We start from the raw sequence: 16392 nt of genomic DNA, 5'->3' as shown, positions 1-16392 counted from the left end.
CGGTTCAACGGCGTTATCGCTTCTAGAGACCTTTTCTCCCCATTACTTCAGAAAACGCAGTGTTGATTTCCGCCGAGAACTGACCCGGGATTGGGCGGTTTTTCCATTGAGAAGTGACCCATGTTTGAACCCACCCCTGCTGGTTGATCGCAGGGGATTTTGGAGTGATAGACATGGCGTTACTGAGCGTTATCCGACGCTGGCATCTGCGGGATGGACATGCTCGTACGGCTBSCCGCCGTCGCCGCCATCCTGACGCTGGGCTATATCCTCTTCTCCCGACTTTTGTGGTGAGTGCGAGTCTGAACCCGGCGGCAGGCAACAACGATAATTTTCATATAACTTTGAGAGAATACCGATGCTTTTGACCATCAATAAAATCCGTGACGGCAGCGACCATCAATACGGCCGGCGCATCGAAGCTGACCGGAGCTGGACCGTCTATCATGTCTTTTCCGGAATTCCGGCGGATGCGGATGCCGGTGCAACGACGGGCCTGAACCGTGTCGAGGCGACGGACATGATGAGATCGCTCAACAGGCGTGACGATGGACGGGAATCCGGCTGTTCCGCACCGAAGCGCGCCGCATCCTTCACCAGGACAGCGACGATCATCTGACGTGTCGCTTATCTTTCCGAACCGCAGCCGCACCTTCGATGACGACAGGCAGGGCGTCCTGTTCACCGCCTATGACGGCATGTTCGAGGTCCCCTTCCTGGTGGAAACGGCCGCGCTTCGAATTGATACCAGCGCCATCACGAAAGAAGAGTGCCTGGCGGCTTTCGATGCTGCCCGCACGCAGATCCATGAAGCGGCGGTCCGCATCTATCGCGGCCGGCAAAACTCCATGTATCGCATCGGCCCTGCCGATCTGCGTTGATGGCAAATCTCCAGCCCGCCAGATACCGATCCGGGGCTCATGTGCTTATTCCCCACACGGCCTTGTTTCGAACACCGTTGTCGCCTATATCAAGTTCATCGATCTTGCTTGTCGAACTTTGTTTCCGGCGTTTTACGCCTTCAGCGATCTTCCTCTCTCAAATCGATCTGAACCGCTCGTCGTGTCTTCTGCACGGCGAACAATCTGCCATGATTTTTGAAAGGAAATCGTCATGACTACTGGAACCGTAAAGTTCTTCAATTCGACCAAAGGCTTTGGCTTCATCCAGCCGGACGACGGAAGCACCGATGTGTTCGTTCACATCAGCGCCGTCGAGCGGGCGGGCCTGCCTTCCATCGCGGAAGGCCAGAAGCTGAGCTTCGATGTCGTGAAGGACAACCGCAACGGCAAGAGCGCCGCCGAGAACCTTCAGGCTGCGTAACGGAACTGCGTTTCTGATCCTTGACCACGGATGTACTGGCACGGATCATCGAGACGCATAGGAGAGGCCGGGTTCGCCCGGCCTTTTTGTTTTTCAGACCGAAGGAGCAAGCAGCCATGAGCCGCGCCATCGACGAGCAGAGCCTGTTCAAACCCCGGGTGAAGCCGACGATTGCCAATGCAATTGCTCCTGCACCCGCACCATAGAGTGCAGGCGACAGCCATGTGGGAGTTTTTATGATGATGTCCAATTCTGGTCTGGACAAGCGCGCCCGATTGCGCGCGAGGAAATAATATTAACACGAAACCGATACGGCAGGTCATAAATCGTTACTCGCCCGCGATTATCCTCGCGGTGCCCGCCTTATACTGATAGGGTTGAGGCGTCGGCAGCTTCGTTCAGGGCGCTGCCGGTTGAGGGCGGCCGTCGTGCCCTTGCCCCAACCCATGGAAGGAGGACGTCATGTCCTTCAGTCAGCAACATCGGTCACATCTGACATCAGTCGACATGAACATGATCATGCGCGTGCATGCCAGCGTTTGCGCGAAGAACCGCATCGCGTCGACCAGCCTTGCCGCCGAACGGGTGGCGGCCCTGCTCGTCAGGGAATTCCGGCATGGACTGATCGAGGAAGAGGAACTCCTGGCCGCGTTCATGGCCGACGGCGCTTTCAGGCTGAGCATACCGATCGAGAAGATGGACCAGTTCGTCGGCAACACATTGCACAGGTGGGAAATCGACGGCGAGACCGTTTCTCATTGATCTTTCCTTCCTCGCGCAAGGAACATCCCCATGCACTATCTTGCCCGGCTGAACGCCAACCCGATGGTGTGGCCGCTGCTCCTTCTGGCTGTGGGCGTCCTGGGTACGCTGCTCTTCGTCGTACTGACCAGCATTACGATCTAGCCTTGTCCCTGCCGGCATGGACAGCCCGATGAGCAATGTCGTTACGCTGCACGGAGAAAAGCGCTGGAAGGCCGTGATCGAGTACCGCACGGCCGAGGGTGCGCAAAGCGTCGAGCATTATTTCGAGGAGATATCCGACCTGCACCTCATCATAGAGCACGGACCCGACTGGAATTTTCTCATCCGTTGCACCGTAACGCTCAACCGCGCCGACGACGGCGAGGATCAGAACAGCGCCAGCAAGGCCTTGCGAGAGGAACGCACCGCGGCAGTCCGTGATCCGGATCACACGCCCGGTCAGGCGCGCGCCCACAAAGCATTGAAAGGTACACAGCCATGAACGCTTCGCAGCCCGTCACCAGCCGCTACGAGCGGCGTCTCGAGAAGAACGGGACGTGGACTGTCTTCGACGCCTTCACCGGCCGCCCGGCAGAAGTTGGCAGCCACCAGACAACCGGAATGCAGATTGCCGACGCGGAAGAGATGATGCGTATCCTGAACCGGGTGCATCCGGCCAACGATCGCGGGACGGTACATTAGGCGGGCTGCGGCCGTTTCAGCGACGAATGGTGAAGCCTTGCCAGGGAGACCTGCGCTTGCGAATGCAGTCGCGGTCTGGTCGCTTGGCGGAATGCGAATGCAGCCTTGATTCGAATGCGGTCGCGTCCCCATGCCTATCCGTCATGCAACGGCAGCGTGGATCGATGCCGGCTTGCACTTCACTCAATAGGTGATGCTGGTCAGAACCACGTAAAGGATCGTGACGGTCACGCCGCCGCCCATCAGTATCAGGAGCCAGAGCGACGGCTCCGTTCTTATACGATCAAGATATTTCATCGGATGCTGCCTTTTCAGGTAGGGTGCCTGCACCTCAGATCAGCCGGTTGTCCTCGGCTGTCTGGCGGGCGCGGCGGCGGGTTCCGTCGGTGTCGGATTTCCGCTGCCTTTCTTTCGCGGCCTTGCGGATCTGCTCGAAACGGTTCTCTTCGGTTTCGTGGGGCGCAGGTTGGGGATCGGCTTTCTTCACGAAAGTGATCATCGGACGCACTCCTTGCTCAGGTTGATCGGGAAGGCGCCGGGACGGGTGTCCCGGCAGTGGCCGTTTCAATTTCGGCGAGCATCAGGCCGCGAGAGCGACCGCGCAGGCTTCGGCGCCGCGCCTGTCAGGGTTGGTCTGTCCAGGCATCGTCGCCCAGCCGCCAGCCTCGACGAACTGACGCCTGGCCGAGGCGCTGGTTATCGCCTTCAGCTCCGCAAGGCGTGCCGCCGAGCCGGGCGCGGCATTGAACCGCTCGACGCAGATGTCGCCGGCCAGCAGACCGCGTGCCACGCTTCCCGCGTTCGTCACGAGGTCGCGCGACGTCCCGCCGGTGACCCAGCCGCCCCAGGCGAACCCGACGATCATGGTCGCGACGGCCGCGCCGACGCACGCCCAGACGAGCGTAGATTTGGTCGGCTGGTAGTCGTCCCAACGCTGGGTGAAATTTCTCTTGCTGCTAGCTTGTACGGTCATGGAAGTGCTCCTTCCTGATTGCTGTTGAGGATCGGTCCTCCGGCTACGGCGACCGAATGGTTCAGGCACTGCTCAGTAACCCATTGCGCCCATGCCGCTGCCATTGCCGGCTGCGGGCGTGTCCTTCGGCGGGATGTCGGCGATCATCGCCTCGGCCGTGATCAGAAGTGCCGCGATCGAGCCGGCGTCCTGCAAGGCCGTCCGGACCACCTTGGCGGGATCGACGATGCCGGCCCTGATCATGTCGACATAGGTTTCCGTCTGCGCGTCAAAACCCTGGTTGCGGTCCTTGCCGTCCGTCAGCTTGCCGACGACGATCGAGCCTTCGACGCCGGCGTTCTCGGCGATCTGCCGGATCGGGGCTTCGAGCGCCCTGAGCACGATCGAGATGCCGGCGGTCACATCCGCATTGGCGCCTGTCAGCGAGGTCAGCACGGATTTGGTGCGCAAGAGCGCCACGCCGCCGCCGGGAACGATGCCTTCCTCGACGGCTGCGCGGGTGGCGTTGAGCGCGTCGTCGATGCGGTCCTTCTTTTCCTTGACCTCGGTCTCGGTCGCGCCGCCGACGCGGATCACCGCGACGCCGCCGGCGAGCTTGGCCAGCCGCTCCTGCAGCTTCTCCTTGTCGTAGTCGGAGGTGGTCTCCTCGATCTGCGCCTTGATCTGCTGGATGCGCGCGGCAATTCCGGCCTTGTCGCCGGAGCCGTCGATCATCGTCGTCGTGTCCTTCTCAATCACCACGCGCTTGGCGCGGCCGAGCATGTCGAGCGTGACGTTTTCGAGCTTGATGCCGAGGTCTTCGGAGACCATCTGGCCGGCGGTCAGCACGGCGATGTCCTCCAGCATGGCCTTGCGGCGGTCGCCGAAGCCCGGAGCTTTGACGGCTGCGACCTTCAGACCGCCGCGCAATTTGTTGACGACCAGCGTGGCGAGCGCCTCGCCCTCGACATCCTCCGAAATGATCAGCAGGGGTTTGGCCGACTGCACGACCGCTTCGAGGATCGGCAGCATCGCCTGGAGATTGCCGAGCTTCTTCTCGTGGATGAGGATGTAAGGGTCGTCCAGCTCCACGCGCATCTTTTCGGCATTGGTGACGAAGTAGGGGGAAAGGTAGCCACGATCGAACTGCATGCCCTCGACCACGTCGAGTTCGGTTTCGGCGCTCTTGGCCTCCTCGACGGTGATGACGCCCTCGTTGCCGACCTTGTCCATCGCTCTTGCGATCATCTCGCCGACGGAGGCGTCGCCATTGGCGGCGATGGTGCCGACCTGCGCGATCTCGGCCGAAGACTTGACTTTCGTGGCCCGCGCCTGGATTTCCTTGACGACGGCCGCCACGCCCAGGTCAATGCCGCGCTTCAGGTCCATCGGGTTCATGCCGGCGGCGACCAGCTTGGCGCCCTCGCGCAGGATCGAGGCGGCGAGCACCGTCGCGGTCGTGGTGCCGTCGCCGGCCAGATCGTTGGTCTTGGAAGCCACCTCGCGCACCATCTGCGCGCCCATGTTCTCGAACTTGTCGGCAAGCTCGATCTCCCTGGCGACGGTCACCCCATCCTTGGTGATGCGCGGCGCGCCATAGGCCTTGTCGATGACGACGTTGCGGCCCTTGGGCCCGAGCGTCACCTTGACGGCGTTGTTCAGCAGTTCGACGCCGCGCAGCATCCGGTCGCGCGCATCGGTGGCGAATTTGATTTCCTTGGCAGACATGATGTTCGTCCAGTTCGGTCTTGAGATCGGGGATCGGCCGGTCAGGCGGCCTTTTTGGCGGCCGCCGTCTTCTCGACGATGCCCATGATGTCTGCTTCCTTCATGATCAGAAGATCCTCGCCATCAATCTTGACCTCGGTTCCGGGCCATTTGCCGAACAGGATGAGGTCGCCGGTCTTGACGTCGAGCGGGATCAGATTGCCACGCTCGTCACGCGAGCCGGGGCCGACGGCGATCACCTCGCCTTCCTGCGGCTTTTCCTTCGCATTGTCGGGAATGATGATCCCGCCCCTGGATTTGATATCGCCTTCCGCGCGCCGGATGACGACGCGGTCGTGGAGTGGACGGAATTTCATGAGATTTCTTTCTGAGGTCGGCGCATAGGGCGACCACCTCATCTACATAGCGCCTTTGGCACTCGAATGATAGGAGTGCCAAAGATTTATTCTTCACCACCAAAATTATCGCTTCCGGTAATTTTCACTGCTTCCTCGTATTTCTCCTGCGGATCGGGTGATTTTTCTCGAATACCGGCTTTTACGCGCCTGAGGATTGGGAACATTTGGCCCCGGATTATAAATAAAACCGGGAAGACGCCTTGTTTGGAGCTAATTTGCAGCGTATGTGTAATTCACGTTGATTTGGCCGATTTGGCTTCGCGGTGTCAGAGACTTCGACCCGCCATTCACCACCGAATTCTCGACAGCGGATGCATGGCGTCGATCCGGCGTGCATGCCGCCCGTTCGAACCCTGGAATGAACCCCGGCGCTGACCACGGATGTACTGGCAGCCTGGGAATTCGTTCCGGTTCGGATGGGAACGATGCAGGAGGCGTGTCCGCGTGCTTCTGCGGAGACATCTGACCATGACAACACGCACCACCCAGACCGTCGCCCGGTTCTCCTCACCCTTCCTGCTGCCCGGCTTCGACGCCCCGCAGCCTGCCGGCGACTATCGCGTCGACCAGGACGAGGAACTGATCGAGGTCTTCTCCCGCCTTGCCTGGCGACGTGTCAGCGCCTTTGTTCACCTGCCGGCCATCGGCATGAACGGTCAGACGCATCAGATGGTGCCGATCGACCCCGCCGACCTCGAAGCCGCACTTGAAAAGGACCACCAGCAATCATGACTTCTACAAGCTCCATCCGACGCACCGCCCGCCCGACCCGGCGGGAGGCCCCGACGCATCTCTTCACGGTCGGGCAGACCGTCCGGCTGAAGGGCGGATTTGGAAAACCGGCTCTGCCCGCCGATATCTATCACATCACCTGCACGCTCCCGCCGAGGGGAGATTCACCTCAATACCGCATCCGCAATGACGACGAACGTTATGAACGGGTGACGACGCAGGACAATCTCGAACCGGCCGGCATGTCGCGGTCCGGTGGCGCAACCCTCATCGAAAGGACGTTCGGCCATGGCCAAGGGACAGAGACGAAGCAATCGCGAGATCAGGAAGCCGAAGCAGGAAAAGGCTCCGCCCAAGCCTGAAAGCACCTTCGGCAGCCAGATCAAGCTCGCCGCCAACGCCAACGCCAACGCTCCGCGGGGCAAGGGCAAAAGCTGATGGCAGCGTGGCGATGCAGGTCGTGATCGAATTCTACCGCACGCGGGACACGTACAATGCGCATGCCGTCATCGGTCGCGAGATCGCGGAAGCTGCCGATCCCGACGTCGCAATGGAAGTCGCGCGGCGGCTTTCGCAGACCCTCGACATGCCGCAACGGCCGGATGCGATGACGATCACCGACGCGACCGGCGCGGTGCTCTACGCCGGCGCTCTCGACGCCGAAGCGTCCGATGAAGAAAGGCCACGATCATGAACGCCCACAACAATGACGCCGAGCGGAAACGAAACGCCGCAGCCTCCGCCATCGACATATGGGAAAACGAGGGCGGCGCGCCCGGCCACGACTCCGTGGATCATCACTATGGTCGCCGTATCGAAGCGGACCGCTCCTGGACCGTCTACCATGTCTTCACAGGGATTCCCGCTCGTGTCGGCGGCAACGCGATGATCGGCCTCAGCCGGTCGGACGCAACCCACGGCATGTTGTCCCTCAACCATCTCAATGCCGAACGCCGGAAAGAGCGCAACAGCCTGCAGTCGGGCGGGCGGTTCGCATCGTGCGTGGCGGAGGCACGCCCGTGGTGACGCTGGAATTTCCAAACCCGAGCCGCAGCTTCGACGAAGAAAGAAATGCCGTCCGCTTCATCGGCCATGACGGCATGTTCGAGGTGCGGTTCTTCGTCGAGGTGGAAGCGCTCGCGAAATCCAACGCCGAACTGCGCAGCAAAACGGCCTCTGAAGGAGCGTATCTCGCGGCTTTCGATGCTGCGCGCAGCGCAGTCCTCGATGTCGCCCGCAAGGCCTATTCCCGTGACCGCCGCAATTCCCTTACGCTGACCGTCGAAAATTTCAGGTAGACACGGTCAAGATGCTGATCCGCTACGGTTACGAAATCACCCTGACCTGCCAGCAGCCGACCGCACTGGTCTGCCTGCTGTCGGTCCATGAGGATCGCGCGGCCGACATCAGGGTTCCCGAAACGACGTTCACTACCCCCGACATTCCGGTATCTACCTACAAAGATCTCTTCGGCAACCGATGCCTCCGGCTCGTCGCGCCGGCGGGCGACCTGACGATGTGGGGCGATGCCACGATCGAGGACGACGGCAAGCCGGACATTGTGCTGACGGGTGCACGCGAACTCCCAGTGCCGGAGTTGCCGGACGACTGCCTCGTCTATCTCATGGGCAGCCGCTATTGCGAAACCGACCGTCTCAACCAGACCGCGTGGGACATGTTCGGCGCGATGAAACCTGGCTGGGGCCGCGTGCAGGCGATCTGCGACTTCGTCCACGACCACATCCGATTCGACTACATGCAGGCCAGGTCGACGCGAACGGCTTTCGAGGCGTTCCACGAGCGCATCGGCGTCTGTCGCGACTTTGCGCATCTCGCGGTGACCTTGTGCCGCTGCCTCAACATCCCCGCGCGCTATGTCAACGGCCATCTCGGCGACATCGGCGTGCCGGTTGTCGATCCGATGGATTTCAGCGCCTGGATGGAGGTCTTCCTCGAAGGTGAATGGCATACGTTCGATCCGCGCAACAATACGCCGCGGATCGGCAGGATCGTCGTCGCTCGCGGCCGCGACGCGGCCGACATACCTCTCATCAATTCCTTCGGCCCGCATGTCCTGAAGGCATTCCGGGTCTGGACCTACGAGGTGCCAGGCTTGCAGCAGGCGCTGGAACATCGCGAGTGAGGTGCCTTAAGACCGGACACCCAGGCTACAGGCGATGCGGCAGTGCAGGCCGGAAGCGCGGCAGATGCCGCCGGAGGATTGCCCACTTTCAGGCATATGGTCCGCTGACCGTGCGTTCCCGACGCTGAGACGGCGGGATTCCAATGCCTTCAATTGGCGCGACCGCGGCCTACTATTCCGTCACCGTGATGTCCGCTTTCAGCGAACGGCAAAGTCGGGCTCTGTGGCCGACATGGGGGCGCAAACGTGTCGACTAGCCTGTTTGCTTGGATGTCCGCTTATGGAATTCCGGTGCGGTCGGCTCAACGACCGAAATGGGGGCGCAAAGCAGTCATTTGCGACCACGTTCCGATGCTCGCATCGGGTTCAGGCAAAGTTTGCCCAGCGAGAATTAATCCCAGGCCCTGGTGACGCACACAGGCAGGTAGGCCACGCCAACAGGAGGCTCGATCTAGTTCTCGGGACTTGGGCACGCCTCCTGATGCCGTCTTCCGCGCAGCAAGCAGAGCTTATTGCCTACTGATGTGCGCCGACGACACGGCACATCGCCTCAAGTCGCCCGCACGTTCAGATGCATTGCCGGCAACCTGAAACAATTTGCGCTATTTCGATTCCGAACTCTGGATAAGCGTTACATCGCAAACGGCGTTTGCCGAGGCGTCGTCCGCTGGGCTTAATTTCGTTGAGATGAAGTGAATGAAGTGCCTGCACGTTATCTCAATGCGAAAAAATTTGCGGTAATCCGATTCAAGGATCGAGAACGCGGATTCAGAATTGCTGAGACCTGATTCCAAACTCGAAATTTGCGATTCAAGGCTGGAGGAGCGCGTTACGAAACGAACGGTGTTTGTCGCTTGCAAGGCCGGAGTTGATCCTGATCACGTGACCAACGACGGAGGGTACCATGGCACGAGATCAGGCAAAGCGATTGGAGACGCAACGTGTGCGGCAGCGGGAATATCGGGCGCGGCTCAAGGCAGAAGGCCGTCCGAGCAACGAAGATCTGGCGCGGGCGCTTCTTGACGTCACGCTGACCCAGCACCTTAAGCTGGGACGTTATGAAGACCTGTTCCGCATCATGGATCTCGTTGCAAAGCGGCTGCAGGACGTCGGCTTCTCCAGGAAGGCAACACGGGCTGTCTGGTTCGACCTTCAGGATCGCTATGACAGGGGCTGGTCGCTTCTGCGTCAGCGGATCTCGCTTGCCGAGTTGAACACGCTGCGATGCGAGGATGGGGACGACTGATCAGCTGCTCTGGCTCGGGTTGTCGGCGGTCAAGCGGATTGTTTGACGTCAGGCATAACGGCGTTTTCGTTTTTTTGGGCCTGTTCTCCCCATTACTCCAGAAAACGCCGTTTGCCCCGGAAAGCGATTCAGAGCCGATGGAGATGACGCATGATGTTGTTGATATTGGACGCGTCTAACTCTCAGCACCAAAGGGCCTGGAACATGACGGAGAGGGGCGGGTTGCTAGTGGGGATCGAGGCTGCGCCACTGCAGCCCACGCTCTGCGCCACTAGGCACGCCGTCAGGTGTCCGCTGTTTTGTGGCGCCTGTCCCACCTCCTCCTGCGTGGCTTAGGTGCGGGCAGCCTCAAGTACCCTGTACGGATCAGCCAATCGCAAAGAGCGATCCGGACAGCGAAACTTGTATTCACGATCTGCGCATGGTCCATAAAGCCGCGCAGTGCCCGATGCTCCATGTGAGTTAGCTCAAACTGCACTTGCATCCTCAGCCCCCCAGAGCCCACGCACCACAACTGTGGCGGCGTCACCACAGGCTGTGAGAGGCAGTCTGAAGTCCGGCGTCAGTGGAACCCAATGAGGGACCAAACGATCGCACAGAGAGCTCTGGCTGCACGTCCTCCTGCCTGCAGGGGGATATTCTAGCATACGCTTGGCGTCTTAGGTAACGCGCGTGGATTGGTGGGACAAAGCCACGCCTGACCTTACCGATTATTCGATAGGCTAGACGGACGCTCGGTCTGGGCCGCGTCCTTCAAGTTCAGTCTTGGCGCACTTCAGCATGGATGCGTCCATACTCCGCGCAGGTTGGACACGACCTCCTGCCGGGCTAAGAGCGAGAAGCTCCTTTCGATCGTCCATCTTTCCTCACATCAAGCTGGGTTGGTCCTGTTCGACCGGAAGAAGAATGAGGCCGTCGTTTGGCAGTGGGCGCTGGAGGTGTTTAGCCTCCTCCCACGGGGCTCGAAGCCAGACGTCCATCTCTTCGGTCGTCGTCAGAACCACGGGCATTGCCTTGGGATGGATTGGTCCGACGACGTCGTTCGGCTCCGACGTGAGGAAGCCAAACAGCTGATGCGTGCCCGATCGAGGGTTACTTACCGAGCCGCGTTCGCCACTCCATTCGGTCCAAATCCCGGCGAACACAGAGAGCGGCCGATCGTCGTTAATCGCGAACCACCGCTTTCTCTTCTTCGGCTTCGTGTTTTCCCATTCGCAAAACGTGGTCCAAGGAACGAGGCAGCGGTTCGTCGGCCCCAGCCATCGCCGCCAGTGCGGCGAGGCAGTGTTGCGGATATTGGTGACGCCTGTGTCCGGCCTTCCATTGGTGACAAACGGTGGCGAAGGCATCCCCCAAGTCAGCGCAACGAGCTCGCGTTCACCATCCGCTCCCGTTCGAATGACGGGTGCGGGACGATCGGGATAAACGTCGAGGCCCGGTTCCAAATTACCAAACAGGTCTCGGCCGATGTGAAACAGCCGCCGCATCGCTTCTTGGGTCGTCGTCAGATTGTACAAGTTGCACATATGATGATCGTGCCATCGGTAGGAAGACAGTGCAATGCGCGGCGGAAGACCACATCCCGATTGACGAGATACGAAGTTTGTTCCTATTTCGTTCTCATGCCTGAACCATACCTTATTAAGGGCTGCCGCCACTCATGCTCTCGGATGCGGTCCGCAACGGCTCGCTTCTCAAGCTTCGTTGCGTAGGCTGTTCACCTGCCCGGTGGTACCACCCGGGAGACTTGATGCAGCTCTTCGGAGATATCCCAGCCCTCAATATCGAGCGGAAGATGAAGTGCCCGGCGTGTGGCGGTCAGACGTCTGCGCCTTGTGCTCACAGCGAACGCTCGCCTTTGCGCCTTCAAGTCTACTTTCGGCCCAACTTTTCTCTGTAATAGACGGACCAGTTCGCCGAGTTCAACCACGGTTTCAGCACCCTCAGCTCTCCCCTATCTGCCCGCTCCTTAGAGGGCATAAGAAGCTCCGCGATCAGGTTGATTTCTGGGGACAGGATTTTGGCGAACTCCGTCAGATCATGATTGGTCAACCGCTGCTTTCGCCCGTATCGGGACGGTATCTCGTTGTTTCCTGTGTGCCCCATCAGCTTTCGGCGTGCGGCGTCCTTGATCTTGGAGTTGTCGATCAGCTCGGCAAACCAGTGGCGGGACGAATAGAGTGTGACGTCAAATCGTTCGAAGCCGATTTTGCCTCTCAGATATTGGAAGCTCTTTGTCAGGGGTTGGCCCCATCTCATCTCCCCGCCAGGCTTTGGATAGGGCTCCCACTCGGGAAACAGGACCGGACAGCCAATCGATCGCAGATCATCGATCCGATCAAGCAGGCCCAAGTCGAGAAGGAGGGGGTGGAGAGGGATCGTCCGGTGCGACGACTGGGTCTTAAAGCGCTTCACATCTTTACGAGCGACGCGGCCCTTCTTCGGGTCAAAACCGCGCAGCTGTAGGTAATAGATGCCGCCTTCTGCTTCGATATCGTCGAGTTCAATCTGCCCAAGCTCTCCTGCCCGCACGCCAGTAAGGAACGAGATCACGTAGGCCCAATAGAGGTGGTTCTGAACCAGACAGTCGCCCTTGACCCAGATCCGCTCTGGACTCATGCAGCCAGTGAAGAGGGGTAGCGAGAAGATCTTGGTAACTTCCTCAGTCGAGAAGGCGTCCCGCTCGATCGAAACCAGATTTTCGTCGCTCGTCGCAGAAAACTTTGGAAGAGGCAGTCGGTAGAGTTCCTGCTCGATCAGCCAGCCGAAGAAGCGGGACAGAGCATTGTGGTAGCCGTTCTTCAACCGGGCTTCTGTGAGGCGCTTCAGGTTGTCCCACCCATGCTTCTGCGCATAGTCGTAGCGTGCCGCAAGGCTCCCGGTATGTTCGCGCGGAATGTTCCTGCGATCAGGGATATGGGGCAGCATTTCATCGAGGGTTTTAGTGGCCGCCTCATCGAACTCAGCGAGAAGAGGATCCCCCATCTTGTCGATGATGAACTGGACGATCAGCTTCACGATCGATCGCCCATCAGCGTTTCCCCCCTTCCTGATGTCTGCCTCTTCGTAGGCTGCCAGTGCCTCGGAGAAGCGGAGGGAAGCTCTAAGTGGCGCGGATTCATCCTCCACGCCTACTCTGTGATCTTCCAGCTGTTCGTCGTCGTTCGCTTGGAAGGAGGGCGATTGTCGTGTGTCCGCCATCACGTCGGAAAGCGAGGTTCGTGAGGGGGCAACGACGATGTTCGGACCGTCTGCCCGCTTTGATAGATGCCTGTCACCCGCGTCAAAATCATGCGGTTTCGGCTTAAGGGCCTCGTTATGCGAAATTGTGAGCGGGTCGGCAGCGTGCGCCGGGAAAACTGGCGTCTCAGGAGAAAGCGGCACAACGGGGATGTGGCTTGCTTGGACTGCTCCCAACGAGATTGCCATCTGCATGTCCGCCCGTCCGCGTTCGTACTGTAGAATTCCCTCGACTCGTCTGCTCAGCGCTTCGGCTTTGACGTTCTGACGCACGAAGAGCTCAAACAATGGTCGGAACTCTGGTTCGATCATGTCCGGATCGCACCCTTGCGCTTTCGCGCGTCGAGTGAGGTTCTTGAGAAGTTCCTCGAAGTTGCGGCGAGCGACCAGGCGGTCCTCCGATATCCGGATTGGGTCTGCTAAATATAGACGCAGCTGACGGACGTTTTTTTGGAACAAGTCCACGTAGTCGACGCTATCGTTCATCCGGTGCAACCATCCCAGGCACTCTGCAAGTCGTATTCGTGCCTGAAGATAGTCGCTGGTTCTTAACGACGCCCTGTAGAGGCGAAGCCCGCTAAGCGAGACCATGGGCTGGGGGAGTCGAACCTGCATGTAATAACGCCCGTCGCGTCGGGACATATAAGAAGGCAACGCCATTGCATCTCCCACGTACATCTGCGTGAGATGACTCACAGTCGCTCGAACCTCCGTTCGATGCTAACTGACTGATCTTTCTGGCTGGCCAACTAGTGGTAGCGGAGGAGGGACTCGAACCCCCGACACAAGGATTATGATTCCTCTGCTCTAACCAACTGAGCTACTCCGCCCCAGCGAACCGCAGTGCCGTTTGAGGCGGGGCGGTCCGTGAAGGTGGCGCGGATATACGGTGGCGCCGGGCAACCTGTCAAGCGCCCAACACGCCGAACCATGTTGATTTTCTTCCATCTTCCAAATCAGCCGGAAAGGCGCGCCAAAAGCAGGTGACCGGACACGCCAATGTCCGGTCGTTGATAGGAAGTGAGGCACGGTTTCCAGAGATAGGGGGCGAGGCGCCACTCAACGGCCTGACGCAGCGAATCGGCCCTGCTGGCTCCTCCAGGGGAGGGTTGCGCAGGTACTCCCGGATAAGCGGCAAGGGAGCCCATGAAGGCGGCCACGGGCGGCCCACAGCCCCCGCCGACTCACTTGTTCATCTGCGCGAAGAACTCCTGCAGCGCCGGCACATGAGCCGCCATCTCCGCGTCCTTCTGGCTGGCGCGGACAGCGGCAGGGCGTTCGCCGATGCGGTCGAGGTATTCCTGGAACACCGGCTTCTTCGGCAGGATGCCGATGATGTTCATGGTGAATTGGAGGCTCGACGCCAGTTGCACGTCAGCGGCGGTGAAACGGTTGCCGGCGGCGTAAGGCCGTTCGGAAAGCACGCGCTCCAGATAGGCGACCATGTCGTCGAACAGGCCGAAAGCGTGGTCGTTGCTCTCATAGCTGGTGTAGCCCTTGGCGTGCATGGTGATGCACGGGTCGAGCACGGACGCGAGATAGACGATCATCGACAGATACGGCCCGCGGTCAGGGTCCGTGAGGGCAGGGGCGAGACCGGCCTCGGGGAAGGTGTCGGCGAGGAAGATGGTGATCGCCGGCCGCTCGGTGACGACAACGCCATTGTACTCGATCGCCGGCACCTTCTTGTTCGGCTGGATGCGCCGGTAGTCCTCCGGCACGCCGCCCTCAGCGCGGATGTCTACGTGAACGAGTTCGTAGTCGATGCCCAGTTCCTCGATGAGCCAGAGGATACTGGACGAGCGCGACCACGGCGCGTGGTAGAATTTGAGCATCGGTCTCTCCCATTTGACGGATGGTCATTATGCCGACTGCCTGCTGACAACTCGGTGTCAGTAGGTGATTTTGGCGGTGCGCTTCTGCGTCGCTGCCATATCTTTGGCCCCATGCGGGGTTGAGTTAGCCCCGCCAGCCGACTATGTGTCGGCGATCGAATTCACCGGTAAACGTCAATGAAACCGCGCATCGCTGTCCTCGGCTGCGGCTACTGGGGCTCCAATCACATTCGCACGCTCAAGTCGCTCGGGGCGCTTTATGCCGTTTCCGATGCCAACGTGGCGCGCGCCGAAGGCTTTGCGAGCGAGCAGGAATGCCTGTTCTTCGAGCCCGAAGTGCTGTTCAAGCGCGACGACATCGACGCGATCGTGATGGCGCTGCCGCCGCAGTTCCACGCCGAGAACGCCATCAAGGCGGTCGAGAACGGCAAGGACGTGCTGGTCGAGAAGCCGATCGCGCTCAACGTGCCGGATGCCGAGCGGGCGGTGGCGGCCGCGCGCGCCAACAACCGCATCTTCATGGTCGGCCATGTGCTGCGCTTCCACCCGGCCTTCGAGAAGCTGAAGGAGCTGATCGACGCCGGCGAGATCGGTACCGTCCGCTACATCCACTCGCACCGCCTCGGCCTTGGCAAGTTCCATACCGAGAGCGACGCGCTGTGGGACCTGGCGCCGCATGACCTGTCGATGATTTTGGCCATTACGGGCTCTGCGCCGACCGAGGTTCGCGGCGAGGGTGCGGCGGTGCTCGATGACCTTGCCGACTTCGCACACCTGCACATGCGCTTCCCTGGCGGTTTGCGCAGCCATCTGTTTGCATCGCGGCTCAATCCGTACCGCGAGCGCCGGCTGACCGTCGTAGGCAACAAGGCGATGGCCGTGTTCGACGACATGGAGCCGTGGGACAGGAAGCTCGCGATCTATCACCACGCCGTCTGGCAGGACAGCGGCCAGTGGGCGTTTACGATGAACGAGCCGAGCTATGTCGAGGTTGAGTCGGGCATGCCGCTAACACGCGAGCTCGAGCACTTTATTGAGTGCATCGGCACTCGCGCCGAACCGCGCACGGGCGGCGAGGAAGCAATCAACGTGCTGCGCATCCTCACCGAAGGTTCGGCGATCCACAGCGAAGAGAAATAGAGAGGGGCCCGATCGGGCCCCTCAGACTGCTGACAAACCTCTGGCTTCGGCCGGAGGKTTTTGATTCAGTGRGGCATGTTGAAGAAACCTGCTCCAGTTCAGACGGCGATCGAGATGGTGACGCTCGAGAGCCTTGTTCCAGCAGATCACCTGCTGCGCAAGATCGACGCGGTGATCGACTTCTCCTTCATCCACGATCGTGTCGCGGG

Annotated in this window: 21 protein-coding genes, 1 tRNA gene and 1 pseudogene; 14 read left to right on the top strand and 9 right to left on the bottom strand. The window is 60.2% G+C overall.

The window, feature by feature from the left end; all coding sequences use genetic code 11:
- The first annotated feature begins 364 nt into the window (after positions 1-364).
- The 6 genes from L610_RS15970 (at position 365) to L610_RS15945 (ending at position 2769) form a co-directional block, all read left to right on the top strand.
- The gene (locus L610_RS15970; RefSeq protein ID WP_144706278.1) at positions 365-619 is read left to right on the top strand and encodes a hypothetical protein; all 255 of its coding nucleotides are present in this window, start codon (positions 365-367) and stop codon (positions 617-619) included.
- A 1-nt stretch (position 620) separates the two neighbouring features.
- Positions 621-881, top strand: coding sequence for a DUF1488 domain-containing protein (locus L610_RS15965; RefSeq protein ID WP_144706276.1), 261 nt, complete (start codon positions 621-623; stop codon positions 879-881).
- Between the two features lie 232 nt (positions 882-1113).
- Positions 1114-1323 (top strand): cold-shock protein, encoded by a 210-nt coding sequence (locus L610_RS15960; protein WP_144706274.1) that lies wholly within the window; start codon positions 1114-1116, stop codon positions 1321-1323.
- A gap of 462 nt (positions 1324-1785) precedes the next feature.
- Entirely contained in the window at positions 1786-2085 is a 300-nt protein-coding gene (locus tag L610_RS15955; RefSeq protein ID WP_144706272.1) for a hypothetical protein, read from the top strand.
- Between the two features lie 172 nt (positions 2086-2257).
- Positions 2258-2569, top strand: coding sequence for a hypothetical protein (locus tag L610_RS15950; protein WP_144706270.1), 312 nt, complete (start codon positions 2258-2260; stop codon positions 2567-2569).
- Positions 2566-2769, top strand: a complete 204-nt coding sequence (locus L610_RS15945; RefSeq protein WP_144706267.1) for a hypothetical protein — start codon at positions 2566-2568, stop codon at positions 2767-2769. Before L610_RS15950 ends, L610_RS15945 begins: the two co-directional genes overlap by 4 nt.
- Positions 2770-3100: 331 nt before the next feature.
- Here the strand turns inward: L610_RS15945 and L610_RS20255 are convergent, their stop codons facing one another.
- The 4 genes from L610_RS20255 to L610_RS15930 all read right to left on the bottom strand — a co-directional run bounded on the left by L610_RS20255 (position 3101) and on the right by L610_RS15930 (position 5805).
- On the bottom strand, positions 3101-3277 hold the full coding sequence (locus L610_RS20255) for a hypothetical protein (RefSeq protein ID WP_186441539.1): 177 nt from the start codon (positions 3275-3277) through the stop codon (positions 3101-3103).
- A 72-nt stretch (positions 3278-3349) separates the two neighbouring features.
- Positions 3350-3742 carry a hypothetical protein gene (locus L610_RS15940; RefSeq protein ID WP_144706265.1) on the bottom strand — a complete coding sequence of 131 codons (393 nt, stop codon included), beginning with the start codon at positions 3740-3742 and terminating at the stop codon, positions 3350-3352.
- 72 nt (positions 3743-3814) lie between these two features.
- Positions 3815-5449: a chaperonin GroEL gene (groL, locus tag L610_RS15935; protein ID WP_144706263.1), complete on the bottom strand. Its 1635-nt coding sequence runs from the start codon at positions 5447-5449 to the stop codon at positions 3815-3817.
- A 41-nt stretch (positions 5450-5490) separates the two neighbouring features.
- Positions 5491-5805, bottom strand: coding sequence for a co-chaperone GroES (locus L610_RS15930; RefSeq protein ID WP_144706261.1), 315 nt, complete (start codon positions 5803-5805; stop codon positions 5491-5493).
- 510 nt (positions 5806-6315) lie between these two features.
- Here L610_RS15930 and L610_RS15925 point away from each other — a divergent pair.
- The 7 genes from L610_RS15925 (at position 6316) to L610_RS15895 (ending at position 9968) form a co-directional block, all read left to right on the top strand.
- Complete coding sequence (locus L610_RS15925) at positions 6316-6579, top strand: hypothetical protein (protein WP_144706259.1); 264 nt, start codon at positions 6316-6318, stop codon at positions 6577-6579.
- On the top strand, positions 6576-6941 hold the full coding sequence (locus tag L610_RS15920; RefSeq protein ID WP_144706257.1) for a hypothetical protein: 366 nt from the start codon (positions 6576-6578) through the stop codon (positions 6939-6941). The genes L610_RS15925 and L610_RS15920 overlap by 4 nt, the downstream gene beginning before the upstream one ends.
- An 89-nt stretch (positions 6942-7030) precedes the next feature.
- The gene (locus L610_RS15915) at positions 7031-7273 is read left to right on the top strand and encodes a hypothetical protein (RefSeq protein ID WP_144706282.1); all 243 of its coding nucleotides are present in this window, start codon (positions 7031-7033) and stop codon (positions 7271-7273) included.
- Positions 7270-7605, top strand: a complete 336-nt coding sequence (locus L610_RS15910) for a hypothetical protein (RefSeq protein ID WP_144706255.1) — start codon at positions 7270-7272, stop codon at positions 7603-7605. The genes L610_RS15915 and L610_RS15910 overlap by 4 nt, the downstream gene beginning before the upstream one ends.
- Positions 7602-7877 (top strand): DUF1488 domain-containing protein, encoded by a 276-nt coding sequence (locus L610_RS15905; RefSeq protein ID WP_144706280.1) that lies wholly within the window; start codon positions 7602-7604, stop codon positions 7875-7877. Before L610_RS15910 ends, L610_RS15905 begins: the two co-directional genes overlap by 4 nt.
- 11 nt (positions 7878-7888) lie before the next feature.
- Positions 7889-8722 carry a transglutaminase family protein gene (locus L610_RS15900; protein WP_144706253.1) on the top strand — a complete coding sequence of 278 codons (834 nt, stop codon included), beginning with the start codon at positions 7889-7891 and terminating at the stop codon, positions 8720-8722.
- A gap of 904 nt (positions 8723-9626) precedes the next feature.
- Entirely contained in the window at positions 9627-9968 is a 342-nt protein-coding gene (locus L610_RS15895) for a hypothetical protein (RefSeq protein ID WP_028032559.1), read from the top strand.
- 866 nt (positions 9969-10834) lie between these two features.
- Here the strand turns inward: L610_RS15895 and L610_RS15890 are convergent.
- The 5 genes and pseudogenes from L610_RS15890 to L610_RS15875 form a co-directional block, all read right to left on the bottom strand.
- Positions 10835-11494 carry an SOS response-associated peptidase gene (locus L610_RS15890; protein WP_028032561.1) on the bottom strand — a complete coding sequence of 220 codons (660 nt, stop codon included), beginning with the start codon at positions 11492-11494 and terminating at the stop codon, positions 10835-10837.
- Positions 11495-11840: 346 nt separating this feature from the next.
- The gene (locus L610_RS15885) at positions 11841-13694 is read right to left on the bottom strand and encodes a hypothetical protein (protein ID WP_144706251.1); all 1854 of its coding nucleotides are present in this window, start codon (positions 13692-13694) and stop codon (positions 11841-11843) included.
- Positions 13695-13721: 27 nt separating this feature from the next.
- Positions 13722-13850: pseudogene (locus L610_RS20905) on the bottom strand (DUF6538 domain-containing protein); the annotation flags it as partial.
- Positions 13851-13961: 111 nt separating this feature from the next.
- Positions 13962-14038, bottom strand: a tRNA-Met gene (locus L610_RS15880).
- A 354-nt stretch (positions 14039-14392) separates the two neighbouring features.
- Positions 14393-15043, bottom strand: coding sequence for a glutathione S-transferase family protein (locus L610_RS15875; RefSeq protein ID WP_024850018.1), 651 nt, complete (start codon positions 15041-15043; stop codon positions 14393-14395).
- Between the two features lie 177 nt (positions 15044-15220).
- Here L610_RS15875 and L610_RS15870 point away from each other — a divergent pair, with 177 nt between their 5' ends.
- Positions 15221-16183 carry a Gfo/Idh/MocA family protein gene (locus L610_RS15870; RefSeq protein WP_024850019.1) on the top strand — a complete coding sequence of 321 codons (963 nt, stop codon included), beginning with the start codon at positions 15221-15223 and terminating at the stop codon, positions 16181-16183.
- Positions 16184-16392: the final 209 nt, after the last annotated feature.

Origin of the sequence: Aminobacter sp. J44 (assembly GCF_007829415.1) — a bacterium.
In the GTDB taxonomy this organism is placed as follows: domain Bacteria; phylum Pseudomonadota; class Alphaproteobacteria; order Rhizobiales; family Rhizobiaceae; genus Aerobium.
Note: the sequence above shows the minus strand (reverse complement) of the source record. Positions and strands in the feature narration are given on the sequence as shown.